25 protein-coding genes are annotated in these 26,019 nt (G+C 54.3%); 22 read left to right on the top strand and 3 right to left on the bottom strand.

The features are described 5' to 3' along the window. Window positions 1-5 precede the first annotated feature (5 nt). From FD30_RS05570 to FD30_RS11535, 13 genes are all read left to right on the top strand, one after another. The gene (locus FD30_RS05570; RefSeq protein WP_056944210.1) at window positions 6-1,163 is read left to right on the top strand and encodes an ROK family transcriptional regulator; all 1,158 of its coding nucleotides are present in this window, start codon (window positions 6-8) and stop codon (window positions 1,161-1,163) included. 98 nt (window positions 1,164-1,261) lie between these two features. After that, window positions 1,262-2,746 carry a 6-phospho-beta-glucosidase gene (locus tag FD30_RS05565; RefSeq protein ID WP_056944209.1) on the top strand — a complete coding sequence of 495 codons (1,485 nt, stop codon included), beginning with the start codon at window positions 1,262-1,264 and terminating at the stop codon, window positions 2,744-2,746. Continuing rightward, window positions 2,727-3,650, top strand: coding sequence for an ROK family protein (locus tag FD30_RS05560; protein WP_056944208.1), 924 nt, complete (start codon window positions 2,727-2,729; stop codon window positions 3,648-3,650). The genes FD30_RS05565 and FD30_RS05560 overlap by 20 nt, the downstream gene beginning before the upstream one ends. Before the next feature lie 180 nt (window positions 3,651-3,830). Next, window positions 3,831-4,772 carry an alpha/beta hydrolase gene (locus FD30_RS05555; RefSeq protein WP_056944207.1) on the top strand — a complete coding sequence of 314 codons (942 nt, stop codon included), beginning with the start codon at window positions 3,831-3,833 and terminating at the stop codon, window positions 4,770-4,772. A 184-nt stretch (window positions 4,773-4,956) separates the two neighbouring features. Further along, complete coding sequence (locus FD30_RS05550; protein ID WP_056944206.1) at window positions 4,957-5,886, top strand: metal ABC transporter solute-binding protein, Zn/Mn family; 930 nt, start codon at window positions 4,957-4,959, stop codon at window positions 5,884-5,886. Next, window positions 5,883-6,575, top strand: a complete 693-nt coding sequence (locus tag FD30_RS05545; protein ID WP_056944205.1) for a metal ABC transporter ATP-binding protein — start codon at window positions 5,883-5,885, stop codon at window positions 6,573-6,575. The genes FD30_RS05550 and FD30_RS05545 overlap by 4 nt, the downstream gene beginning before the upstream one ends. Further along, on the top strand, window positions 6,568-7,368 hold the full coding sequence (locus FD30_RS05540) for a metal ABC transporter permease (protein ID WP_024747937.1): 801 nt from the start codon (window positions 6,568-6,570) through the stop codon (window positions 7,366-7,368). The genes FD30_RS05545 and FD30_RS05540 overlap by 8 nt, the downstream gene beginning before the upstream one ends. Window positions 7,369-7,647: 279 nt before the next feature. Then, entirely contained in the window at window positions 7,648-9,411 is a 1,764-nt protein-coding gene (locus FD30_RS05535) for a thiamine pyrophosphate-binding protein (protein ID WP_056944204.1), read from the top strand. Between the two features lie 493 nt (window positions 9,412-9,904). Continuing rightward, the gene (purR, locus tag FD30_RS05530; protein ID WP_024747935.1) at window positions 9,905-10,744 is read left to right on the top strand and encodes a pur operon repressor; all 840 of its coding nucleotides are present in this window, start codon (window positions 9,905-9,907) and stop codon (window positions 10,742-10,744) included. Between the two features lie 12 nt (window positions 10,745-10,756). Next, complete coding sequence (gene glmU, locus FD30_RS05525) at window positions 10,757-12,133, top strand: bifunctional UDP-N-acetylglucosamine diphosphorylase/glucosamine-1-phosphate N-acetyltransferase GlmU (protein WP_056944203.1); 1,377 nt, start codon at window positions 10,757-10,759, stop codon at window positions 12,131-12,133. An 88-nt stretch (window positions 12,134-12,221) separates the two neighbouring features. Further along, the gene (locus FD30_RS05520; protein WP_056944202.1) at window positions 12,222-13,202 is read left to right on the top strand and encodes a ribose-phosphate diphosphokinase; all 981 of its coding nucleotides are present in this window, start codon (window positions 12,222-12,224) and stop codon (window positions 13,200-13,202) included. Between the two features lie 91 nt (window positions 13,203-13,293). Then, on the top strand, window positions 13,294-13,647 hold the full coding sequence (locus FD30_RS05515; RefSeq protein ID WP_056944201.1) for a DUF3899 domain-containing protein: 354 nt from the start codon (window positions 13,294-13,296) through the stop codon (window positions 13,645-13,647). Window positions 13,648-14,125: 478 nt separating this feature from the next. Then, on the top strand, window positions 14,126-14,284 hold the full coding sequence (locus tag FD30_RS11535; protein ID WP_156652550.1) for a hypothetical protein: 159 nt from the start codon (window positions 14,126-14,128) through the stop codon (window positions 14,282-14,284). Window positions 14,285-14,352: 68 nt separating this feature from the next. On the opposite strand, the gene yidA is transcribed toward FD30_RS11535, so the two are convergent. The 3 genes from yidA to FD30_RS05500 are packed head-to-tail and all read right to left on the bottom strand — an operon-like array spanning window position 14,353 to window position 17,378. Continuing rightward, window positions 14,353-15,162 (bottom strand): sugar-phosphatase, encoded by an 810-nt coding sequence (gene yidA, locus FD30_RS05510; protein WP_056944200.1) that lies wholly within the window; start codon window positions 15,160-15,162, stop codon window positions 14,353-14,355. A 4-nt stretch (window positions 15,163-15,166) separates the two neighbouring features. Continuing rightward, window positions 15,167-16,531 carry an HD domain-containing protein gene (locus tag FD30_RS05505; protein ID WP_024747930.1) on the bottom strand — a complete coding sequence of 455 codons (1,365 nt, stop codon included), beginning with the start codon at window positions 16,529-16,531 and terminating at the stop codon, window positions 15,167-15,169. Between the two features lie 13 nt (window positions 16,532-16,544). Further along, window positions 16,545-17,378 (bottom strand): lipoate--protein ligase family protein, encoded by an 834-nt coding sequence (locus tag FD30_RS05500; RefSeq protein ID WP_056944199.1) that lies wholly within the window; start codon window positions 17,376-17,378, stop codon window positions 16,545-16,547. A gap of 187 nt (window positions 17,379-17,565) precedes the next feature. Between FD30_RS05500 and FD30_RS05495 the strand changes: the two genes are divergently transcribed. The 9 genes from FD30_RS05495 to FD30_RS05455 all read left to right on the top strand — a co-directional run bounded on the left by FD30_RS05495 (window position 17,566) and on the right by FD30_RS05455 (window position 25,908). Continuing rightward, window positions 17,566-18,006: a YwiB family protein gene (locus FD30_RS05495; protein ID WP_024747928.1), complete on the top strand. Its 441-nt coding sequence runs from the start codon at window positions 17,566-17,568 to the stop codon at window positions 18,004-18,006. A 44-nt stretch (window positions 18,007-18,050) separates the two neighbouring features. Next, the gene (gene rpoE, locus FD30_RS05490) at window positions 18,051-18,704 is read left to right on the top strand and encodes a DNA-directed RNA polymerase subunit delta (RefSeq protein ID WP_056944198.1); all 654 of its coding nucleotides are present in this window, start codon (window positions 18,051-18,053) and stop codon (window positions 18,702-18,704) included. A gap of 261 nt (window positions 18,705-18,965) precedes the next feature. Then, the gene (locus FD30_RS05485; protein ID WP_056944197.1) at window positions 18,966-20,573 is read left to right on the top strand and encodes a CTP synthase; all 1,608 of its coding nucleotides are present in this window, start codon (window positions 18,966-18,968) and stop codon (window positions 20,571-20,573) included. A gap of 443 nt (window positions 20,574-21,016) precedes the next feature. Beyond that, window positions 21,017-22,306 (top strand): UDP-N-acetylglucosamine 1-carboxyvinyltransferase, encoded by a 1,290-nt coding sequence (locus FD30_RS05480; protein WP_056944196.1) that lies wholly within the window; start codon window positions 21,017-21,019, stop codon window positions 22,304-22,306. A gap of 100 nt (window positions 22,307-22,406) precedes the next feature. Continuing rightward, window positions 22,407-22,658: a type B 50S ribosomal protein L31 gene (locus FD30_RS05475; RefSeq protein WP_056944195.1), complete on the top strand. Its 252-nt coding sequence runs from the start codon at window positions 22,407-22,409 to the stop codon at window positions 22,656-22,658. 168 nt (window positions 22,659-22,826) lie between these two features. After that, window positions 22,827-23,531, top strand: a complete 705-nt coding sequence (locus tag FD30_RS05470; RefSeq protein WP_056944194.1) for a class A sortase — start codon at window positions 22,827-22,829, stop codon at window positions 23,529-23,531. Between the two features lie 504 nt (window positions 23,532-24,035). Next, entirely contained in the window at window positions 24,036-24,488 is a 453-nt protein-coding gene (locus FD30_RS05465) for a tumor necrosis factor receptor family protein (protein ID WP_056944193.1), read from the top strand. A gap of 21 nt (window positions 24,489-24,509) precedes the next feature. Continuing rightward, entirely contained in the window at window positions 24,510-25,166 is a 657-nt protein-coding gene (locus FD30_RS05460; protein WP_056944192.1) for a WxL domain-containing protein, read from the top strand. Between the two features lie 34 nt (window positions 25,167-25,200). Beyond that, entirely contained in the window at window positions 25,201-25,908 is a 708-nt protein-coding gene (locus FD30_RS05455; RefSeq protein WP_147000055.1) for a WxL domain-containing protein, read from the top strand. Window positions 25,909-26,019: the final 111 nt, after the last annotated feature.

Raw genomic sequence — 26,019 nt, 5'->3', positions numbered from 1 at the left:
ATCAAGTGATTATTAACAAGGACGTCATGCGCGACCATAACGAGCATTCGGTGCTCCAAGCCATTGTGAACCACGGGCCGATTTCGCGAAATGATATTTCGAAGCGCCTGGGCCTAAACAAGGTCACGGTCTCGGATATCGTCGGCACACTGCTGACCCGCAAACTCGTGGTCAGCGTGGGTGAGGACCGTCTATCGAATGCGAGTGGGCGCCGTCCAGAACTGGTTGCTTACAACGCCAGCTACGGGTACGTGATTAACTTCAGTATCTCGGGGTCGGCGATTGAAATGTTAGCCACTCAGATGGATGGACGCGCCTTGGAATACAACACCGTGTCCATTGACCAGCGCCCAATCCGGGAGATTGTGGCGGAAATGGACAAGATGATGGGGCAGTTGCCCAAGTTCTCCGTGGAAAATGGGTTAGTTGCGATTTCGATTGCCATCTTTGGGGTGGTCTATCAGGACACCATCGTGACCTCTCCGTTTGTGGATTTTGAGAACGTGAATCTCGCGGCGCACTTTCGCGAACGCTATCACGTTCCCGTGATTTTGGAGAACGAGGCCAACCAATCCGCTGTGTTCGAGCAGGACTTCAGTAAACAGGAATTGCAGAGTATCGTGTCGATCAGTATTCACGAAGGGTTCGGCGCGGGTATCATCTTGAACACCCAGCTGTACCGGGGAAACTACGGACAGGCCGGGGAGATCGGCCAGATCATGATTCAGGATGTCCAAGACCCGCACCGCCGCTTGGCGACGTTGCCTAACTTTGATACCGAGTGGTCGCAAACTGCGCTACTGGCCAAAGCGGGGCGGCTGAAGAAACAGCAAGACTACTCGTTAGAGCAGTTGGTTCGGGACTATGACCGGCAAGATCCAGCGATTGTCCAGTTACTCGAGGATTTCTGTTATCAGTTGGCGATTGTGACCAGCGACTTGATTGCGGCCTACGATCCCCAGATGATCTTCTTCAACTCACCGTTGATCGACCAGGTGCCCGAGATTCTGAAGAACATTCAGATGAAGCTAGGGTTCATGCCGTTAGTACCGCCGTTGGTGATGTCGAAAGACGTCAAGTACGCCACGCTATTGGGTGGGGCGTCACTGGCTATTCACCAGGTACTGCACATGCCCCAAACGCGCCTGGTTTTTCACCATTAAGATTTTTAACGTTAAGATGCGTTGCCTGTGGCTGACGAAGCTGGTTGGCAACGCATCTTTTGGGTTTAAAAGCCGAATGAGCAACAAGCAAGGAGGAAATGAGTTTGACGAAAACAGGATTACCAAAAGACTTTTTATGGGGTGGTGCGGTCGCCGCGCACCAGCTTGAAGGGGCCTACAATGTCGGCGGCAAGGGCTTAAGCGTGGCCGATGTGATGACCGCAGCTGGGACCCACGACGAACGGAAGATTACGGCTGGCGTTCAGGCGGGGGAGTTCTACCCCAACCATCAGGGAATCGACTTTTATCATCAGTACCCCCAAGACGTGAAGTTATTTGCTGAGATGGGCTTTAAATGTTTCCGGACCTCGATTGCCTGGTCCCGCATCTTCCCTCAGGGAGATGAATTGGAGCCGAACGAAGCGGGGTTAGCGTTCTACGACCGGTTATTCGATGAATGCCGGAAGTACCACATCGAACCCGTGGTTACGCTCTCCCATTTTGAGATGCCCTACCACCTGGTAACCCAGTACGGGGGCTTCCGGAGCCGCAAAGTGGTGACCTTCTTCACCCGCTTTGCCAAGGCCGTCTTCGAACGGTATCAGGATAAGGTCAAGTATTGGCTGACCTTTAACGAAATCAACAATCAGAGTAATTACGACCGGGCCTTTACCCTGTTTACCAATTCCGGGATTCAAGTGGCACCGGACGAAGACGCCGAAGAAGTCATGTATCAAGCCGGACACTATGAAGTGGTCGCCAGTTCGTTAGCCGTCCAGATTGGACACCAGATCAACCCCGATTTCCAGATTGGGGCCATGATCGCCATGTCACCGGTCTACCCAGCTACGGATAAACCCAAGGACGTCTTGAAGGCGCAACGGGCCATGCAGGCACGCTTCTGGTTCTCCGACGTTCAGGTCGAGGGGACCTACCCGACCTGGTTGACCCAGTACTTCGATGCCAAGGGTTACCAGTTGGACATCACCAAGGCCGACTTGGCGAACTTAAAGCGTGGCAAGGTGGACTACCTGGGCTTCAGCTATTACATGTCCTTTGCGACGGCGGCCCGGGAACACGAAGATCCACAGTTCTCCTATAACGAGTCCCGCGACCTAGTCACCAACACTTACGTGCCCCAATCTGATTGGGGATGGCAGGTCGATCCGGAAGGCTTACGCTACTCCTTGAACTGGTTGAACGACCGGTACCACCTGCCGTTATTTATCGTGGAAAACGGGATTGGGGCCATTGACCAACTGACCGCAGACCACCAAGTCCACGATGACTACCGGATCAAGTACCTGCACGACCACATCGAACAGATGGAACTGGCCATCAAGGAAGACGGAGTTCCCGTAATGGGGTACACGCCATGGAGTGCCATCGACATCGTTTCCGCCAGCACGGGACAGTTGTCGAAACGCTACGGCTTCATCTACGTGGACCGCAACGACGACGGCTCGGGCAGCCTGGCGCGGTACAAGAAGGATTCCTTCTACTGGTACCAGCACGTGATTGCGACCAACGGTGAGGACCTTGATCCGGTAGGGGGTGGCGTCCATGCCGCAAGCAGCAACTGACCCCTTATTGGTCATCGACATTGGTGGCACCACCGTTAAGTACGGCGTATGGACCGACCAACGGGTACAACGAAAAGGGCGCTTTGACACGCCGCCGACCTGGGAAGGCCTACTGGCTAACCTGTTAAAGGTGCAGCAACGCGACAACCTGAATTTCCGGGGCGTGGCCATCAGCTTGCCCGGTAGCGTTGATCCAGTCGCCGGGAAGATTTCCGGGACCAGTGCGGTCAACTATCTGAACGGCTTCCCCATTAAGGCCACCTTGCGAGCGGCCATGGGCCTGCCCGTCAGTATCCAAAATGACGCGAACTGTGCCGGCCTTGCGGAAAGCTGGCGGGGTAACGCCCAAGACGTGGACGATGCCATCTTCTTGATTATCGGCACGGGAATCGGTGGCGCGATGATCATGGATCACCGCTTGGTTACCGGGCAACAGCACTTTACCGGTGAATTTGGCTACATGGTCATGAACGCTGAGGGCGGGACCCTGAGTGAATTGGCCAGTCCGGTACGGATGGCGGAGCGCTACAGTCGCCGTCAGAATCTTTTGACGGCGGTCACGGCCCAGGACGTCTATGATGCGGCGGCCTCGGGGGATGCGGTAGCCCAGCAGAGCATTACGGAGATGATGCACTGGCTCAGCATCGGCGCGTTCAATAATTACGTCAGCCTGAATCCACAACGCCTCCTGATCGGTGGCGGCATCTCGGCCCGTCCCGGCTTTGTGGCGGGCTTACGGGCAGAGATTCAGGCGCTGATGCGGGCGAACGGGGCACCGCTAACGGTCGACGTTCGGCCTTGCAAGTTTTTGAACGATGCCAACCTGATTGGTGCCGTCCGTCAGTTTGATTTGGAATACGGGGCAGTGACCGCCGCACCGGCAGTCAGCGTCCCAACGCCTTAACGGGCGACAGTAACACGACTCTAAGAATCGCAGGTCCTTCAGTGAGGGGACCTGCGATTTTAGTCGTTCAGGTGGTAACGGGGCACTTTCTGCTTAGGTTGGGAGTGATAGGGTTGGCAACCCGGTGCGTTTTCGGGTATGGTAAAGGAAAAGGTCACGTCAGAAAGGAATGCGGAAAATATGGCAAAAACTTGGCAAAAAGTTGCAGGAATCACCACAGCGTTAGCGGCCACCAGTCTCGCGGGGATCCTCGCGGGAACGGCCGCGGTCTATCACGTGGGGATGAAGTCCTACGCGAAGGGGCGGCAGAAGTCCCGGCAGCGGTCGATTGCGGAGAATTCGGCGGAAGACAACGCGTGGTATCTGATGCAACAGCCGCGCGAGTGGCAGATCACCAGTCGAGACGGGCTGCGGTTACGGGCGTCGTTCCTAAACAATGACCAGCAAGTGCATAACCGGGTCGCAATCGTCGCCCATGGTCTGGGACATTCGCGCGAGCAGATGGTGCCGTATGCCCGGATGTTCGAAGCGCAGGGGTATAGTGTCTTAATGCCGGATGCGCGGGCTCACGGGGAAAGTGAAGGCAACACCATCGGTTACGGCTGGTTGGACCGGCACGATTATCAGCAGTGGATTCAAAAGGTCATCGAGTTGCGGGGAAATGACGTCCAGATTGTCCTGATGGGGATTTCGATGGGCGCCGCAACGGTCCTGGCGACCGCTGGCGAAGACCTCCCCGCCAACGTTAAAGCGGTGATTGCTGATTCGGGATACGCGTCGATCTACAGTGAAGCGCGGTTCCGGTTGCACCACAAGTACCACGTTCCGGCCCGGCCGACCATGAACCTGGCGAACCAATACTCCCGGTTAGATGCGGGCTATCGCCTGAAGGATGGCAACATTGCCGAACAGGTGCGCCACACCCAACTGCCGATTTTCTTCATTCAAGGTGCCCAGGATCAGACGGTGCCTATCGAGAACTTGGACATCCTCTACCAGGCGGCGGGAGGTCCCAAGCAAAAGTACCGGCACCCGGACGCCCAGCACGTGATGACCCGGGCGGCTGACCCGGATAGGTATGACCAGAAGGTCGCAGCCTTCTTAACACCTTACGTCCATTAAGCATCGTAGACGTCCTCTAGGCCGATGGTCGTGGTGCGGGCGGCGTTACGGCTGTGACCAAGAGAGGGTTAAAATAGGGTTAAGACCCACCATGGGCTTAGAAAAAAGATTGACAAGCTTTCAAAAATCGATAAACTGGTAAATGGTAATAATTATCATTTACAGAATTTTAAGACGAAAAGAGATGGATTTTGTGCGGCGCAGAAGATGGCTAACGGTGGTGCTCCTAATGGTGGGAACACTGGCCTTATTCCTAACGGGATGCAAGGCGACCCCCTCACAACGGACCACGACGAAGACCGACGGCATCCACGTGGTGGCCAGCCTAGACTTCTATGGTGAAGCGGCACGAAAAATCCTGGGTTCGGCGGGGACGGTCACCACGGTGATCAACAGTCCCAGTATTGATCCGGAGAGCTTCGAACCCGATATTGCGACTGCTAAGACGGTCGCTAAGGCCAACGTGGTGATTCAAAACGGCTTGGGCTATGACAGTTGGATGGAACGCCTAGTGGCGGCTAACGGTCATTCGCAGATTCATACGTTGACGTTGGGGACTTTGGTCGGCCGGAAGATGGGGGATAACCCCCATCTCTGGAGTGATCCGCAGCTGATGCGGACCATGACCCGGCAATTGGTCAAGCAGTTCAGCGCGTTAGACCCGGCCCACGCCCGCGATTTCCAACGGCGCGGTGCGGCGTACCAACGCCAGTTAGCCGTTTTGCCCCAGTTGGCGCAGCGCATCAAGCAACACGCGAACGGCCAAGCAGTCGCGGTCAGCGAACCCGTGTTTAGCCTAGCGCTAAAGGCCATGGGGTACCACATCAGTGACCAGCACTTTGCGCAGGCCATCGAAGAGGATAGTGACCCCACGCCCGCCGATATCACCCGCTTGCAGCACCAATTGAAACATCACAAAATCGCCTTTTTTGTCGAGAACACCCAGAACTCCAGCAATAACGTGGCGACCATGGTGCGCTTAGCCCGGAAGTATCGGGTACCGGTGGTCAAAGTCACCGAGACCATGCCAGTGCACACCACGTACCGTGAGTGGATGGCGGGCCAGTATCGACAAGTCTTACGGATTCAACAGGAAGCGAGGACGTCTGAATGACTACGACGCAAGCAATCTTAGAATTGAACCATCTGGGGATGACCTTTCCGGGTCACCCCGTTTTTAACGATTTGAACCTGACCGTACGCCCCGGAGAATTCTGGAGTATCGTGGGAGAGAACGGGGTGGGGAAGACCACCCTGATGCGGACGATTCTGCACCAACTCCGTCCGACAACGGGGCGGGTGGTGTACGACCCGAGCCTACGCATTGGCTACGTACCGCAGTTTCGCAATATCGATGCGGATTATCCGCTCACGATTCGGGACTTCGTGGGGTTGAACCTGACGGGTTGGAAGCTCCCGTGGCTGAGTCGCGCGGAGCGGCAACGGGTCGCCAAGATTTTAGCGGAAACGGGCTTGGAAAAGATCGCTACCCGGCCCATTGGTCAGGCCTCAGGGGGCGAGAAGCAAAAGGCGTACTTGGCCCAAGCGCTGGTTGAAGCGCCCAGCCTGCTGATTCTCGATGAATCGACGGCGAGCCTGGATCCCGTGACTAAGACGGAGTTGCTGGACCTGGTTCAATGGTTGAACCAGCAACAGGGATTGACCGTTCTCTTTGTCACCCACGACATTCCGTTGGCTCGTAAGTACAGCCAACACTTCTTGATGTTGACACCGCAGGGAACCGAACAAGGACCGATTGCGGCACTGACGGACGAAAAGGTTTGGAGGGGTGAACGTGTTTAGTTACGAATTTATGCGCAATGCGTTCGCGGCTGGAACCATTATTGCGATCATTTGTGGCATCATGGGCGTCTTCGTGATTGCCCGCAACATGTCTTTTCTGACCCACACGCTCTCCGAAATTGGCTTTTCCGGGGCGGCTTTTGGGATCTTCGCGGGCTGGACGCCGTTGAGCGGGATGCTCCTGTTCACGGTGGTCAGCTCGGTCATCGTGGGTCAACTCAGCGTCCGGGCCGAACGGCGAGAAGCGGCGACTAGCGCCATTTCAGCGTTGTTTATCGGGTTAGGGATCCTGTTCTTGTCGTTGGCCAATAAGAATGCCAGCTACGCGACCAACATCTTGTTTGGGAGCGTGATTGGCATCAGTGCCAGTGACGTGACCCAGATGCTGGTCCTGTCGATTTTGGTCTTGCTGGTGGTCTTGGTAATCTACCGCTTCTTGAAGTTTGACTCCTTCGACCATACGGGGGCCCAAGTCAAAGGCCTATGGACTAACGCGTTATCGATCACGTTCTTGGTCCTGCTGGCGTTGAGTGTCAGTGTGGCGGCCCAGATTGTGGGGTCGTTACTGATTTTCATTCTCCTGACCTTACCCGCCGCGACAGCCAAGTACTTCGTCCACACGGTCGGGGGCATGATGGGGTTAGCCATCGTCTTGGCCTTAGTGGGCGTTTGGAGTGGGCTGGCGTTGAGTTACGTGACCAACTATCCCGTCTCGTTCTTCATCGCAGCCATCGAAGCGGCATTCTACTTCATCGCGTTGATCTGGCAACATTTCCAGACCGCGGCGAAATAAAATTAAAATTCAAGTTAGCGCGCCTTGCACAGATGATGGCCTGTGGGGCGCGTTTTTTCGTGACTGGTGGGAAAACTGAGAAGGTCACACGAAGAAGGCTATCTTTCCTAAGCCTTAAAGGGCGGTGATGGAGGCCTTTTCAAGTTGTGAAAAAATGTACTTACGAAAAGTAAGAGAAAATACTGGCACTTCCTAAAAATAAGGACTATAGTATGTCCTGTAAAATCAATTCGGCCCCTGATTACGTGGGACTTAATCAGTAAAGGAGTGCGATTCACGATGACTAAGATGATTGCAGGACAAGCGTTAGTCAAAGTTTTAGAAGCCTGGGGCGTTGACCATATTTACGGGATTCCCGGCGGGTCGATCAACCATACCGTTGAAGGCCTCTATCTAGAAAAGGATCGAATCCAGTACATTCAGGTTCGCCACGAGGAAGTGGGGGCGTTGGCCGCCACAGCAGATGCCAAGTACACGGGGAAGATCGGGGTGTCCTTCGGGTCAGCCGGTCCTGGTGCGACGCACTTATTCAACGGCCTCTATGATGCCAAGATGGACCACGTGCCCGTCTTAGCCTTAGTGGGACAAGTCCCGCAAGCGGCCATGAACACCAACTACTTCCAGGAAATGGACGAGACGCCGATGTTCAGTGACGTGGCCGTCTATAACCGGACCGCCACGACCGCGGAACAATTGCCTTACGTGGTGAACCAAGCCATCCGGGAAGCTTACCGGCAAAAGGGCCCCGCAGTGGTCATTATTCCGGAGAACCTGTCGGCAACGGAGATCGATTACGAACCCGTTAAGACCCCGAACCTGGTATCCAATAGCTACAAACAACAGATCGATCCCGTGGCAATCGAGAAGACCTTAGCGTTATTAAAGGCCGCTAAGCACCCGCTGGTCTACGCTGGTCGGGGTCTGTTAGGAGCGCGGGATGAACTGGTCAAGTTCAGCGAACAGTTCAACTTGCCGGTCATGAACACGGTTCCCGCTACGGGCGTGATTCCCACCAATCACCCCAACGCCATCGGGACGTTTGGCCGGTTAGGGTCTAAGTCCGGGTTCGAAGCCCTCCAGCACACCGACCTGATTCTCTTCTTGGGGTCCGAATTCCCGTTTGCCCAGTTCTGGCCGAAGGGAATCAAGATCATCCAAGTGAACGATAATTCTTTTGACATTGGAAAGATGGTCCCTGTGGACTACGCCGTCCTGGGGGATGCCAAGCAGTACCTGCAAGCCATGATTGCGACCGGGGAGACCTTGCCGGAAACTGACTGGTTGCGGGCTAACCGGCAGAACAAGCAGAACTGGGACGCTTGGTTAGCGCAACTGGCTCAAGACGACAGCCAGGGCTTGGCACCGGAGACCGTGATGCGGAAAGTGGCTTCCTTAGTCGGTCCTGACGATATCTACGGGGTCGATACCGGGAACGTGTCCGAGTGGGCCGTCCGCGGGCTCCCCATGGATCAGAACCAGCGCTTCGCGTTATCTGGATTGTTTGCGACCATGGGTTATGGCCTGCCAGCCGGGTTAGCCGGGGCGTTGAACGCCGACAAGGGGGCTCAAGCCTGGTCCTTCTCCGGTGATGGTGGCTTCGCGATGGTGGCGCCTGACCTGATTACGGAAGTCCGGTACCAGTTGCCAGTGATTAACGTGGTCTTCACCAATAACCGGTTCGGTTTCATCTATAATGAACAGGTCGCCACGGGTCAACACCTTTACGGGGTCGACCTGACGGAAGCCGACTGGGCCAAGGTCGCCGAAGGATTAGGCGGAATTGGCTTCACGGTCAAGAACAAGGTTGACGTGGAGAACGTCTTCAACCACATCCAAGACCTACAGGCAAAGGGCAACACCAAGCCAATCGTGGTCAACGCCGTGATCAAGGACGATGACCCTATTGGTACGGCCTACATGCCGTTGGACCCTAAGCTGTACGGTCAAGCGGCGGTCGATGAATACGCTAAGCAAAACCACATTGATCCTAAGCAACAGCCTTCTTTAGGGGAACTCTTGCGGGCCAAGGGCGACACCCTGTAAGCGACGGATGCTGTGATTAAACCAATAGTTAGACCAAAGAGATCGTTTGGAAGCGTGGGGCTTCCGAACGATCTTTTTGTGGTTCCGGTGATGGCTGCTGATTATGTTGGAATTTAGGAACGAGCACGGGGGATGATTTCGGTAGGACGTGAATAAAGTATTCTGGTTCCGCTCCAGGTATAATGGCATTGGTACCGGTTTCGCCAGCCCGCAGTGAGTTGAAAAGTTAACGTTCGTGATAATTTGGCGTTTATAATTAATTTTGTAAAAGGGGTGGGTTGGCGGCTGACAGCGTTTGATATTTGGGGGCAATTTTGAGGAATAATTCGCGAACTGACGGGAACCTGAAGCGTTCAGTCAGGGGAGCGGTTCCAAATGTATCATTTTTCCCCATGAATTTTGAATTCTAACGGAAATGCCACGAAAAACCCGAACATTTATGATAAAATGAAGCATACAATTAACGCTAAAGAAAACAATTGAGGTGAACAGGTTGAAAGTCAGAAGAAGTGACCGGCTGGTCGATATGACCCGCTATTTAATGGAACGTCCGCATCAACTGGTGTCGCTGACGTTCTTCGCGGCCCGTTATGAGTCTGCCAAGTCGTCCATCAGTGAAGACCTGACGATTCTGAAGCGCACTTTCCAGGCCCGGGGAACCGGACTATTGGAGACGGTCCCCGGTGCAGCCGGTGGCGCGCGGTTTATTCCCTACATTTTACGGGAAGAAGCCCAACAGTTCGTGGATGAAATGATCGATGATTTATCCGCAGCTGACCGGTACCTGCCAGGGGGCTACGTGTACATGTCCGATATCTTGGGCCGGCCCGCAGCGTTACGGCAGATTGGACGGATCTTGGCGACCCAGTACCTGAACCAGACGGTCGACGTGGTGGTCACGATTGCGGCTAAGGGAATTCCGTTGGCACAAAGCGTGGCCAACTACCTGAACGTGCCGTTCGTGATTGCCCGGCACGATTCTCAGATTACCGAAGGCTCGACCGTGAGTGTCAACTACGTGTCCGGGTCGACCAAGCGAATTGAACGGATGGCGTTGTCGAAGCGCAGCGTCAAGCCGGGTTCGCGGGTCCTGATCGTCGACGACTACATGAAGGGCGGCGGCACCGTTGGGGGGCTGCGCTCATTAGTCGATGAATTTGATTCACAACTGGCCGGGGTCGCCGTCTTTGCGGAAGGCGACTTCGATGGTCAGCGGACCATCAGTAAGTACACCTCCCTGTTGAAGGTGCAGACGGCTGATGAACAGATTCGGGTGACGCCAGGGAATTACCTGACGCAGATTTTTGGTGACGAAAACAATCAATTAAACTAGGGGATATGTCCGATGAGTACGAGAAATACCATCATTCTGGCTGCCGGTAAGGGAACCCGGATGAAGTCGAAACTGTATAAAGTGTTGCACCGTGTCTGTGGGAAAGCGATGGTCGACCACGTGTTGACCCAGGTCGAAAAGACCCATATGGACAAGGTGGTCACGGTCGTGGGTTACGGTGCAGATGAGGTCAAAGCGACCTTGGGCGACCGAACCCAGTACGTGCTGCAAGCGAAGCAACTGGGAACTGGCCACGCGGTCTTACAGACGGAACCGGTCTTAAAGGATGAAGCCGGAACCACGCTGATCGTGAGCGGGGATACCCCACTGTTCCGGGCGGAAACTTTCGAAGACCTCTTCGCGTACCACGAAGCTAAGCACGCGGCTGCCACGATTCTGACCTCGATGGCGCCCGACCCGACCGGTTACGGTCGCATCGTTCGGAACAACATTGGCATCGTCGAAAAGATCGTGGAACAAAAGGATGCCAGTTCCGAAGAACAGGAAATTCACGAAATCAACACGGGAGTCTACGTCTTTGACAACCAGAAGTTGTTCAAGGCCCTCCACGAGATCTCCAACGACAACGCTCAGGGTGAGTACTACCTGACCGATGTGATTGAAATCTTGAAGCAACAGGGGGACATCGTGGGTGCGTACCGGATGAAGGACTTTGACGAGTCCATGGGCGTTAACGACCGCGTGGCCTTGTCCGTTGCGACCAAGGTTATGCGGCACCGGATCAACGTGCAGCACATGCGTGACGGGGTGACCTTGATTGACCCCGACACCACCTACATCGATGCCGATGTTCAGATTGGGGCCGATACCATCATCGAACCTAACGTTCAGTTGAAGGGCCACACGGTCATCGGCGAGGACTGCTACATTGGGTCGCACTCCGAGATCCGTAACTCGACGCTAGCGGACCACGTGACCGTCACGTCGTCGTTGTTGGAAGATTCTGACATGGCGAGTGGCAGTAATATTGGACCAAACAGTCATTTGCGTCCAGAATCCCACATCGGGCCAAAGGTTCACCTGGGTAACTTTGTGGAAGTTAAGAAGGCCACGATTGGTGAGGGCACCAAAGTGGGGCACTTGACTTACGTGGGCAATGCCAAGCTGGGCAAGCACATTAACGTGGGTTGCGGCGTGGTCTTTGTCAACTATGACGGAAAGAACAAGCACGAGACGGTGGTTGGCGATGACGCCTTCATCGGCTCGAACTCGAACTTAGTGGCACCGTTGGATGTTGCGGATCATAGCTTCATTGCGGCGGGCTCCACGATTACCGATGCCGTTAAGCAGTACGATATGGCGATTGCGCGGCAACGGCAGACCAACAAGCCGAACTATTATCAAAAGCTCCCGTACCGCGGGGAATAATCCGGCAAGAGAAACGCTTGTGTTTCCTAACGGGATAACATAAAATTATGGTAGTGATTCTGGCAGCTACTTGCTATTGGAGGAAATTATGGCTACGCAATATTTTGACCCTAAATTAAAGATTTTTGCGTTAAACTCAAACAAACCATTGGCGCAAAAGATCGCTGATGAAGTTGGTGTAGAGTTAGGGAAAACGTCGGTGGACCGGTTCAGTGACGGCGAAATCCGGATTAACATTGAACAAAGTGTCCGCGGATGTCACGTTTACGTGATTCAATCCACCTCAGCTCCCGTCAACGATAATTTGATGGAACTGTTGATTATGATTGATGCCTTACGGCGGGCGAGTGCTGCCACGATCAACGTGGTCATTCCGTACTACGGGTATGCGCGTCAAGACCGGAAAGCTCGTTCACGGGAACCAATTACGGCTAAATTAGTGGCCAATATGCTCCAAACGGCCGGTGTCACGCGGGTCTTAGCGTTAGACTTACATGCGGCCCAGATTCAAGGCTTCTTCGACGTGCCGGTGGACCACTTGATGGGCGCCCCATTGTTGGCCGACTACTTCTTACGGAGTGGCTTGGCCGAAGACGCCGTGGTGGTTTCACCCGACCATGGTGGGGTGACCCGGGCACGGGCCTTAGCTGAATTCTTGAAAGCCCCAATCGCGATTATCGACAAGCGGCGGCCACGGGCCAACGTTGCCGAAATCATGAACATCATCGGGGATATCAAGGGCAAGCGGTGCATCATGATCGATGACATGATCGACACGGCGGGGACGATTACCTTAGGTTCACAAGCGTTGATGGACGCTGGGGCTAAGGAAGTCTACGCTAGTTGTACCCATCCGGTCTTGTCTGGTCCCGCCATCGAACGAATCAAGAACTCCCCAATTAAGAAGTTAGTGGTGACGGACTCGATTCAGTTAACGGCGGACAAGCAAATCGATAAGATCGAACAAATTTCAGTCGGTCCCCTGATTGGCCAAGCCATCAAGCGGATCAACGAAAACCGGCCAGTTAGCCCGTTGTTCAACACCCGGTTCCGCGGGAGCGAACAATAAAACACGACAAAGTTAAGACCTGGGGGCGGTTGCGTCACCCGGGTCTTTTTGTTTAACCAGAACTTGGATGAGATTAAAGGAGTGAGCGAGTTTGCAAAAGAATTGGCAACGCTGGGGAACGGGCGTCATCGCCTTAGGAATCCTAGTCGCCCTGGTCATGCGGGTGTTAGGACGGCCCCTGATGGAGAGCGGCAATCTGTTATTCATGGTGGGGTTGGTCCTCTTAGTGGTGGGGGCCATCTTGATCCTAGCCCGCGGGCACCTCTTCACGGGGTGGCGTCATCGCCGGCGTAAGGGGATGGATGCCTTACCCGGGGAAAAAGTGGACGTGCACGACGTCGCCACGGTCAAGAATTCCCCGATTCGCGTCACGGCGGGAGCCCGCTTCAGCTTATTATCCGGCACGGGTCTCATCGTCGTCGGCATCATCCTAACGTTGATTTAAGTCTTGCAAACACTGATGGAGGCCATCCGCCTTACCGGTCGGCCAGACAGGGCTGGAACGCCGTGGGCACCACTTCGAGCCAAAGAGCGGTCTCGAAGCTGGGCCTTTTCCTAGGCGAGCTAAAAACGCTCACCAAGGAAAATTTCACGGCTGAGCCCTGTCTGGCCGACCTCACGGCTCACGGTTGTGGCTGGTTTAACCATCGTCATTGTCCCGTCACCGTGTAAGACCCCGGTGGCCGCTAGGGGCTCAGCCGGTGAAATTGGCGTTAGCCGAGTGGGGTTTCTCGGCTTAGGCCAAGGCCGAGTTTCAAGACTCACGGGTTAGGTGAGGCTTGAAATCGTGCCCACGGGCGTCACGGCCCTAGCGGCTGCCGGGGTCGGATTCATCCGCCAATCGTTAACAGTGAATGTTTGCGTTATGGGTAGCGACGGGGTTATGCTGGGCGTATTAGACTTAGAGAAATGGACTGATCATTATGACCCAACCCAAGAAACAGTTGACCCCAGAGCAACTTAAACGGGTCGCTAAGATTTCAAAATGGATGAAGACGCTCAATCACCAGCAGGTGGCGGATGTGATGCGGGCGACGGATAAGCCCGTTACCCACAAGGCACCGCATCAGCCCAAAGCGTGATCCAGAAAAAATGAGCACCGGAAAACCGACAGGGTCTTCCGGTGCTCATTTGCTATCTCGTTAAGAAGTTACTTTAAAGCGTACTTGCGAATGGCGGCGGCCACGCCATCTTCGGCGTTGGTCAACGTCACAGCGTTAGCCGCTTGCTTGACCTCGTCGATGGCGTTGCCCATGGCGACGCCCATCCCCGCGTATTCAATCATGGTCAGGTCGTTTCCTTGGTCACCCAACGTCATGATCTCGTCCGCAGATAGGCCTAACTTGGCGGCTAAGCCCCGTAAGGCGTTTCCCTTGCTAGCTTCCTTGTTCATGACTTCGATGAACACAGGCGTGCTCTGGACCACGTAGTACTTGTCCTTGAAGCTCTGGGGAATCAGCGGCTTGATCCGGTCGATTTCTTGGGCGTGGTCGACGAACATGGCCTTGGAGATGGTCAGGTCCCGGGGCATTTCGTTGACTTCCCGGTACCGAATCAGCATGGTGACCAGGTTGCTTTCGTAGATGGTGTAGGCACTGATGTTCTTGTTGGCGGTGTAGATGTAGTCGGGCGTTTCAACTTGGAAGTGCACACCTAACTTACGGGAGAGGGCCTCCAGGTCGATATAGTCGTCGTAGCTCAGGGAGTGGTTGATCAGGACCTTACCGGAGACAGTCTGGGCGACGGAGCCGTTGTAGGTGATGGCGTACTGGTCGTCCCCACTGATACCTAGTTTCTTAATGTAGGGCGCAACACCGGAGAGGGGCCGGCCGCTGCAGAGGACGACCTTGATGCCCTGGGCTTCGGCGGCCTGAACGGCGTCGATCGTGGCTGGGGCCAGTTCGTTCTTTTCGTTTAACAGGGTGCCATCGATGTCGATAGCGATTAATTTAATGGACATAGCGTTAGTGCTCCTTTGGTTGAATAAGTTGGTTGTTTTGAATGTACCGTCCGAAGTCGTTATAGATGGGCTGGAAGAGTTCGGGGGCGTTGTCGCCCGGGTTCAGCATTTCCTTGGGGAAAAAGAACCGTTGGTCACCGGTGAACTTACCACGTAAAGCGTTGACTAAGTCGGAGACCGTCGAGAGTTCTGCGAGAGAACCGTCGGGCTGTTGAAGTTCAATCTGGGTCAGGGGGTGCTCCATCTTGGGATCGTACGAGTCGTCGTAGGGTAAGTCGTAACTGGTATCCGTGGCGGTGTAGTAGTCGGTGTTGAAGCCGACCGACCGAATCATCTCCCGGAGTGGGGCCAGCAAGGACTGGGTCTCTTCGGAGTAGACCGCACTCTTTAACGGCTTACGGTCGAGGAACCGGTGTGCCAGGTCGGCTAGAATCTCGTCGGGGGATTGCCGCCAATGGGTGAAGTAGGTGGTCAGGACCCCGTCGTCGAGGTTCAAGTAATCCTGCAAGTTGAACTCGTGGTTGAAGAAGGGCAGTAACAGGTGGGGGGTGAAGCTTTCGTTACTCTGCCCCGTCTGGTAGAGCTGGTTGGCCCGAGCAAGCAGGTGGTCTAAGATGACTTCCATGGCCCGGGAGACCGGGTGGAAGTAGACCTGCTGGTACATCTGGAAGCGACTCATGATGTAGTCTTCGACCGCATGCATCCCGTTCATGGCAAAGGCGATGCCGCCTTGGTAGGGACGCATGACCCGCAGAATTCGGGTCAGATCGTAAGCTCCGTACTGGGTGCCGGTGAAGTAGGCGTCGCGCAACAGGTAATCCATCCGGTCGGCGTCGATCTGACTGGAAATCATCTGGACCACCTGGGGATTCGGGTAGGTCTTCTGGATTACACTGGCGACTTCGGCGGGGAAGGTCGGGCTGACCTTACGCAACACCTGGTTGACCTCCGTTTCCGGTGACGTCAGGATGGCCACGGTGATGGCCTCATGATTGGTATGGAAGATGTGCTCGAAGGTGTGCGAGTAGGGCCCGTGACCGATATCGTGTAGGAGGGCGGCACACAGCGCAGTCAACCGTTCACGGTCGTCCCAACCGCCATCCCCCGGAGTCTGAGTCGGGTAGTTTCGCTGGAAGTTATCACAGATACGCCGGGTGATCTCGTAGACGCCCAGGCAGTGGGCGAAACGGGTGTGTTCGGCGCCGTGGAAGACCAGCGAAGCGGTCCCCAGTTGCTTGATTCGCCGCAACCGCTGGAATTCACGGGTGTTGATCAGGTCTAAGATGACCTGGTGTTGGACGTAGATGTAGTTGTGAACGGGGTCGCGTAAGACCTTTTCGCGCGGTAAGTGCGCAGTAGCATATGACAAAAGCAATACCTCCTTATTCGGTGGTCAGACGGGGTTGGCGCCGGCGCATTTGGGCGGTGGCGTGGTCCAGTCGTTCGGTGAAATCGGGTTGTGTCAGTCGGGCAGCCAGTTCTTGGTGAGTAACGGTCAAGCCGGCGTCCTGGCACGCGTTCAAGAAGCGTTGCCGGGCGTCAGCTAGGCTTAAGTCCTGCCCCAAGAGTTGCGACGTGGTGGTCATGGTAGCCGGGTCAACGTCGGGGAAGCCCCATTGGTTGGGCTGCTGGGCGAGACCGGCCTGGTAGAAGTCGCGGATCAGGCTTCCCCGGGCCGCCTGGTCGCCGTTGACCCCCAGGTACAGCATGGTCACTAGGGCGTGGGGGCTCCGGCGTTGGGAGATGCCAGCGATCTTTTGACCGTTGACACTTAAGTCGTAGTCTCCTGGACAGTACGAGTGGGTGACCTCAAAGTGGGCGATGGTCAATTCGGGCCAGGCCGCCCGGACCAACGCCATCATCTGTTCGTAGGCGTTGTCGACGCTAATGGGCGGCGTGGTCAATGGGCTGAAGAGTGACACGTTGAGGATTCCGGGGTCGGCAACCACTGCGAGGCCGCCCGAATTCCGCAGGACCCAGTCATAACCGTGGCCCTGAACTTGCCGCACGGCGGCGGCTAAATCGGGGAGTCGTTTGTCTTTCAGCCCCAAGATCACGGTCGGTTGCATATCCCAAAAGTGAAGAATGGGGTGGGACTGTTGGGCCATTAAGTCGAGCAACGCGTTGGTGTACCCGAAGGCCAGATTTTTTTGGTCAGCGGGGATGGACGTGGTGAGCGTCTGAATGGTGGTCGTGGGTAAAGCAAAGGGTAACATGACACCAGCCTTCTTTCAGAAGTTTTCCTATTTATTTATTATACTAGAAAACGTTTGCGCCGTCAGGTCACGACCGGTGAATCCCAAGAGAATCCGGTGGGTTTTTGTCCCCAAATGAACTATAATTAAACTTGATATACGCACAAGTAACTGTGCGTGACTTGACCTGAAGGAAGGAAGGACCGAGATGGATCAACTCTCAGCGGGTGTTCCCGTAGCCATTCACTTGGAGACCCACATTAAACAGGACGATGATGTGTCTGATTACCGACTGGACGTGGACGGCCAGCTGGTTCAGATGGGGGATAACCTCTACCTGCGCTACCTGGAACCCAACCAGGAGACCCATGAGCAGACACCAGTGACCATGAAGTTTACCCCGGATGGGGCGGTCCACTTGACGCGCAACGCCGAGGCGGAACTGCGGTTACACTTTATCAGTGGTAAGCGGGTGACCGCCCGTTACCAGACGCCGTACGGGATTATGCCTATCGAGACGGTCACCCCGTTTTTGGAGACCAGCTTTCAGGAGCGGCCGTTCAGCGGGAACGTCAAGATTGACTATTTGCTGTATGCTGGGGAAGAATTGGTCGGAAACTACAAGATTCGATTGCAATTTACAGCATAAACGCGTATTATATTTCGTAGACTGTGGAAAGGACGTGCACCAGTTTGGAATTAAAAGTCTTTGAGGGCCAGAATAAAAAGGAATTATCAATGATTGAGGTTGCCCACGCCATCTTGTCTCAACATGGCGACGTGATGGCCTTTGCCGACCTGGCAAACGCCGTTCAGACGTACCTGGGTGACAGCGATAAAGAAATTCGTGAACGGCTGTCCCAATTTTATACGGATTTAAACGTTGACGGTAGTTTCATTTCTCTGGGTGATAACCTTTGGGGACTGCGAACTTGGTATCCGTTTGAATCCATCGATGAAGCGACGGTCCACGCGGAAGAAGACGAGGACCAACCTAAGCGCAAGAAGCGTAAGAAAGTCAACGCCTTCTTGGCAGACACCACGGATGATGATGACGTGATCGATTACGATGACGACGATCCGGAAGATGACTCCAACACCAGTTACGCTAACGATGACGATGATGACGACGCCACGGGTAATGGTGCGCCAGATTTGGGTAAGTTACAAAACGGGTTGGGCATCAACGATGACGACGAGGAAGACGACACCGAGGATATTCCCGAAGGTATCGAAGACCAGTTGTCACAGATGGACGCGCCAGACGATGACGCCGACGACCTGGACTTCTCCGCCGATGATGACGAAGAAGACGACGATGACGAAACCGACGACGATCAAAAATAATCGCGCCGAATGCTTGACCTGTTCGTCAAAAACAGTTACTATATTTTTTGGGCTCCCTACGATTTATCGTAAGGACAACTGAACGGTGAAGTTAGCTCCCTATTCCAACGAATAGGGAGCTTTTTATTTGTTTCCACCCCTAGCCATCGGGAATCGGACCACGAGCTGGTGTCTTCAGCTGGGCGGGGTCAGAGACCTGAAAGCGGCGGGGAAAACAACCACGACCGAACGACCCTAAATAATCTTACAAGGAGTTTGCACATGACCAAATATATTTTTGTGACTGGCGGCGTCGTATCATCATTAGGTAAAGGGATTGTGGCAGCATCTCTGGGCCGGCTGTTAAAGAACCGGGGCCTAAACGTAACCATTCAGAAATTCGATCCGTACATTAACGTGGATCCGGGCACGATGAGTCCTTACCAACACGGGGAAGTCTTCGTGACCGACGATGGGACCGAAACGGATTTGGACTTAGGTCATTACGAGCGGTTTATCGATAACAACTTAAACAAGTACTCGAACGTCACGACTGGTAAGATTTATTCGGAAGTTTTGGAAAAGGAACGCCGGGGCGACTATCTGGGTGCCACGGTACAAGTGATTCCGCACATTACCGGTATGATCAAAGAGAAGATCATGCGGGCCGGCAAGACGCTGGGTGCGGACTTCGTGATTACTGAAATCGGTGGGACCGTTGGGGATATTGAATCCCAACCGTTCCTGGAAGCGATTCGGCAGATGAAGAGCGAAGTGGGCGACGAGAACGTCTTCTACATTCACACTACGCTGGTGCCATACTTACACGCGGCACACGAAATGAAGACCAAGCCGACGCAACATTCCGTCCGTGAATTGCGGAGCATCGGGATTCAACCGAACGCCCTGGTAGTCCGGACGGAAAAGCCAATCACGGATGCGATGCGTCAAAAGATTGCGTTGTTCTGTGACGTGAAGCCTGCGGCCGTTGTGGAATCTATGGACGTGCCATCCATCTACTCGATTCCGTTGAAGTTACAGGAACAAGGACTAGATAACTTGATTCTGGAACACTTTGGCGTGACTGCGCCTAAGGCCGATATGACGGGTTGGGCCAAGATGGTCGACCACATGTTGAACCTGAAGCGGACCATCAAAATCGCGCTGGTCGGTAAGTACGTTGCGCTGCACGATGCGTACATCTCCGTGGCCGAAGCCTTACAACACGCGGGCTTACCGGTCGATGCCAAGATTGACCTGCACATGATCGATGCCGAGAAGATCGTGGATGACAACGTGGCGGAGATTTTGAAAGGCATGGACGGGATCATCGTTCCTGGTGGGTTCGGCGACCGGGGGATCGAAGGCATGATCACCGCCATCAAGTACGCCCGGGAACAGGACGTGCCATTCTTGGGGATTTGCCTAGGGATGCAAGTGGCCAGCATCGAATTTGCGCGGGACATTCTGGGTTACCAGGACGCGAACTCGACGGAAATGGATCCGGACACCACGCACAAGATCATTGACCTGATGGCCGACCAAGCCGACGTCCACGAGATGGGCGGGACCCAACGGTTGGGACTCTATCCTTGCAAGTTGAAGAAGGGCAGTGTCGCTGCTAAGGCTTACGATAACCAAGATATTATCCAAGAGCGGCACCGTCACCGTTACGAATTCAACAACCAATACCGGGCCGAAATGGCGGCCAAGGGGTTAGTCTTCTCCGGGACGTCGCCTGATGACCACCTGGTTGAAGTGATTGAATTGCCGAAGAAGAAGTTCTTCGTGGCGGCCCAATACCACCCAGAATTCTTGTCGCGGCCAGACCGTCCAGAAGGACTGTTCCGGGACTTCATCGCGGCGGCAAGCCAAGAAGCCCAAGCCTAACGCGAATTTTATTAAAATTAAATGAGAAATTGACCGGGACGGCGGGTGCAAGTCATAACTTGCATTAGCTGGGGAACGCTACGTTCTGCGGTAGGCCGTATCAGGTGAATCGTTCGGGAAAGTCGGGCGGCGCATCGCATGGCTGGAAAGCCAAGTCGACAGAAAAACACCGAGCGGACGCGGTTTAACCGTGATTTTGCTTGATGACCGGCTCCTCAGTCATGGCGAGATTTAAGTAATCGTCCGACCACCTTTTGGCCGAACCGGTACCAGAAACGCGGAATCATCCTAGAAATAGGACGGTTCCGCGTTTCTTCGTCTATATTACAATTTTAGTGAAAACCCTAGAAATGGTTGTCTTTTTGTTCGGGATTATTTATCATTATAGCTGACTGTACTGGAGTCATCTATGAGAGATAAGTTTAAGTGAGGATCGCATCACGATGAAAAAAATGATAATCGATGGCGGCCAACGACTCACCGGTGAGGTGACGATTGGCGGCGCCAAAAATAGCACAGTTGCGCTCATTCCGGCCGCGATTTTAGCGGATACGCCGGTTCGTTTTGATATGGTCCCGGATATTCTGGATGTCCACAATCTGATGCTGATTTTAAAATCAATGAACGTCCATTCGGCGTTCGAAGACGGGGTTCTGACCATTGACCCTACTGAAATCGTAGAGGCCCCACTACCGAGTAAAGCAATCAAAAGTTTACGAGCATCGTACTACTTTATGGGGTCGTTATTGGGACGGTTCCAACGGGCCACGCTGAGTTTTCCTGGTGGCGATAACATTGGTCCGCGGCCCATCGACCAGCATATCAAGGCTTTCAAGGCCCTCGGCGCTACGGTGACAGAACACGATAACACGGTACACATTACCACGGGACCCGCTGGCTTACACGGCGCCCGCATCTTCTTGGACGTGGTCTCAGTTGGGGCGACGATCAACTCGATTCTGGCGGCGGTCAAGGCGACCGGGACCACGGTGATTGAAAATGCCGCGAAAGAACCAGAAATTATTGATATTGCGACGTTCCTGAACAACATGGGCGCGCATGTGCGGGGCGCTGGGACGGACGTGATCCGAATCGAAGGGGTCACCACGTTACGGGCGATGAATACGCACACGATTATCCCGGATCGGATCGAGGCCGGGACGTACTTATCCATGGCTGCTGCAATCGGAGACGGTGTGGTGGTCAAGAACGTGATTCCAGAACACTTGGAATCCTTCACGGCGAAGATGATTGAAATGGGCGTTCAACTGGAGATCGATGAGGACAGCATTTACGTTCCCCGTTCGGAACACTTGAAGCCGATTCAGGTCAAGACCATGCCATTCCCGGGGTTTGCCACGGATCTTCAACAGCCGTTGACGCCGCTATTGTTGCGGGCGAACGGGAGCAGTGTGGTGATTGACACCATCTACCCTAAGCGGATCAAGCATATTGCGGAATTACGGAAGATGGGGGCCCAGATTCGTTCTGAAAATGGCACCATCATCGTCGATCCCACGGACCACTTAGAGGGCAGTGAAGTTCAGGCCGGTGAGATTCGGGCGGGAGCTTCCCTGGTGATTGCGGGGCTGATGGCCTCGGGCACCACGGTGATCAATGACGCTGACAATATTTTACGGGGTTATGACCGCATCGTCGATAAGTTAACGGCGCTGAACGCGCGGGTGAGCATCGTTAATACTCACAGCTTAGTCGAAGACGGCCAAGATTAACATTGCCGACTGTCAAGTTTCATGCTATAATGTGACGGTTGACGATTAAATCAATCTCTGAAGCAGTCAATGTTTCAGGGCAAAAGGAGCGTATTACATTATGAAACAAGGCATTCACCCAGATTACCGTGAAGTGGTCTTCCAAGACTCTTCTACCGGCTACAAGTTCTTGTCCGGTTCTACGGCAACTTCAGACGAAACCATCGAATGGGAAGATGGCAACACTTACCCATTGATTCGTGTTGAAATCACGTCTGACTCTCACCCATTCTACACGGGTAAGCAAAAGTTTACCCAAGCCGATGGTGCGGTCGACAAATTCAACAAGAAGTACGGTTTGTCCAACGACTAAAGCAAAACTTGAAGAGTCACCGCTTGGCGGTGGCTTTTTTTGTACCCTCTGTGGGCGCAACTTTTAGCCTAACGGAGCGTGGGGTCGTGCGTCAGGGAAGGGTCGGAGTGGACGCCGGTGGCTTACGTGGGGTAGAATCAAGAAGGACTTGGGGAAGGAGCGAAGCACATGGCGAAAAAACAAAGCGTTAAAAAAAATAAGCGGCGCTGGTGGGGGACGCTAGGGTTTGTCGTGTTGATCTTGATCTCACTGGGCCTGATTTTTAACGAGCAGATCAAAGAGTGGCTGGTCGCGACCTATCAACCCGAAGTCACGCGACAGTCCGTTAAGAAAAATCAGCGCAAGAAAGCGTCGTACGACTTTAAAAAGGTCAAGTCGCTGGATTTCCAGACGGTCGCGAAGGCCCGCTTGAATTCTAAGGAGATTCACGTGGTCGGTCAGATCTATATCCCGCAATCGAAGATTCATTTGCCGATCGCCAAGGGGGTCAGTAATCCCGTCTTGGCGTTGACCGCGGGAACCATGCGGCCAGACCAGAAGATGGGGGAGAACAACTATCCGTTGGCGGGACACCACATGGTCTCGCATTCGATCCTGTTTAGTCCTCTATATTACAAGACTAAGGTGGGACAGAAGATCTACCTGACTAACGCCAGCAAGGTCTACGAATACCGGGTCACTGTGCGGAAGTTCATCGCCGCGACCGACGTCCAGGTGGTGGCCCCGACTAAGCAAAAGCTGGTCACGCTGATTACCTGTGATGCGACGGGTGCCAACCGGTTGATGATTCGGGGTAAGTACGTCCGGCAGATGGCCTATCGGCAGGCGCCCGAATCCGTACGTAAAGGGTTTGCCGGTGGTTTTAATAACTAAACGTGGTGCTGTATCATCCAAAAGCCGCTGGTTCGAGGGGACATCCCTTGGATCAGCGGCTTTTTTGGGGACCCTCAATAGGCCACAATAACGAATTTAATCATTAGAAGTTTTACACTATAATTATAAAAGACTATGGGCTGGTTAGTGGCTGAGATTTAAAGGACAGTTGCTAATTAGCTAAAGGGAATAATGGGTCTTTAAGTCAATTATCAAAGGAAATCCATCGTTTTTTGAAAGCAACAGTTAGATGGCTAAACTACTGATACGATAGGGTTTTCAAATCTTGCTCAGAAATATTTTATCTCACACATTGCTAATTGTGGACAAAAACCGATAGGGCGTGCTAAGATGCTCATGAATCATCGATGAGTTCAAAAGGTAACACCCAAAATAACGATGCTTTACCCTGAACGTTCGAGTCTGCGGGGCGCGACAACCGCGTTAATTTCGAAAGGTCGGCCGAGTCCCCCACGGAACGTTGCTGAGAAATGAGGAATTGTGATGCGACTAAAATGGATCGGTTGGTTACTAGTCGGGTTGCTCTGGTGCTGGGGCGGCGTCACGCCGGTTCAAGCCGCGACCGATGCTCAGCAATCCCAATATCAGGTGAAGCTGACGCCATCTGCTTCCAGTGTGACTTCCGGTAGCGATGGAAACTTAGTGAGTGGCGGGTCTGGCGCAACGGGGTCCACGGGGTCTACGGAATCCACGGATCACCACCCATCAGTGCCGGGGGATTCTGCGGGCAGCGCCGCATCCCCCTCCGCGACGACCGGCCAGCAAGCGGCCAGTGCCCAACCAACGGGGCGACTCCCGCAATTATCGGAAGGACAATGGCTGGGCTTGGCCTCCCTGCTGGGCATCATCCTGTGTTTGATGTTGGGGGTCTGGCACTTAAGTCGACGGGGAGCAACATCCGCGTCGCAACCGAAAAATCCTAAAAAGAGATCATAAAATCGAGGAGTGGAAAATATCATGACCAAGAAGACACGACAATTACTTGCATCCGTAGTTTTAATCGCCGGAATCGGCTTGACTAGTGTGACCACGGCTCACGCAGCGGACGAAGGGGCCGCGTCAACCACCCAGAGTACGACGGGGAACGTCACGTTAACGGCCGGTGAAGATCCAGAAAATCCAGGTGCCGGGGGCGTCATGTTAAAGGCGGCACCTTACGTGACGGTACCTAGCACTGAAATTGACGGAAAAGACCAAACTATTAGCGGAACCATCGATGCTGGTGCCCATACCGGGACCAATGATGGGAAGCTAACGGTGGTCAACGCAGGGCACAAGACTAGCTGGGACGTGCAAGTCGCTGCTGAAAAGTTCGCCAGTTCCGACGGAGATATCATTGGCGGCAGTACCTTGACCCTGTCCGGCGGGAAAGTGGTAGCTGCCGGGACGTCGCAATTACCATCCGACCTGAGTACGTCTCTGATCTTTAACACGGGGAGTGCGACGGCTAACCAAAAGGTCATTGGGGCGACCTACAACGCGGAAAGTAAGGAAGGGGTCGGCTCGTTCGATACCACTTATGACACAGCGAAGTTGGACTTGAAGGCCGGGAACGTTGCCGGCGACTACCAATCGACGCTGACGTGGACTTTGACTAACACGCCACAGGCTTAATGGCTGGGCGGCTTAAATAGAAGGGGGGACCACCGTGAACAGACTAATGCTCTTGGTGGTGACCTCGTTGATTCTCGGTGTCGGGGGCGGTGTTCCAGCGCTGGCGGCAACGTCAGCGGGACGGCAGACGACTGGCAACGTTCAGTTGGTCCCGGATGCGAATACGGGTCCGGTAGCGCCGACCGATCCGGACGGTTCCGGGAAGCCGTTTCCTGGTGACCCCGATGACCCGGACAATCCAGGTACCGGCTCTCGAGGTCACTTAACCTTGGATTATTTATCGAACCTAACGTTTCAACAGCAAGCCATTCAAGATGGGACCATCACCGCGACGGTCGCCAACACGCAGCCGTTTATTCAGCTAAGTGACCGGCGGGGAAGTGGGACGGGCTGGAGCTTGATGCTCAAGCCCGAACCTTTGGTGGGTCAGACCAATGGCGCGCAATTAAAGGCCTTAACGGTCAGTCTAGGTGAGACGCGTTTCTTATCGGCCGGAGAAAACGCCAGTCGGCAACCAGATGTCCTGGTGACGGCGACGCAGGCGCTACCGGTGGGCAGTTATTCGCTAGTGGCTCGGGCGCAGGACACGCCGGGCAGTCGCCAGGGAGTGGGCACCTGGCTATGGCGGTTGAATACCAGCCCGACCCAGCCGATGCGTCTCAGTATTTTAGAGTCGGCGGTGACCCGGGAACAGACCTACCAGGGGTCACTGTCTTGGCTATTGACGGATACCCCGCAGTAGGTAGCGGGAGATCGAAGGAAGTGAGTTGGTAGCGGTGGTTGCAGAGCCAGCGCTATCTTTGCGTGTTTGCAGGGTTACTAAAGCAGCTGAGTGGTCGTCCCCGAATTCGGT

The sequence above is a fragment of the Levilactobacillus namurensis DSM 19117 genome (assembly GCF_001434785.1).
GTDB classification, from domain to species: domain Bacteria; phylum Bacillota; class Bacilli; order Lactobacillales; family Lactobacillaceae; genus Levilactobacillus; species Levilactobacillus namurensis.
Note: the sequence above shows the minus strand (reverse complement) of the source record. Positions and strands in the feature narration are given on the sequence as shown.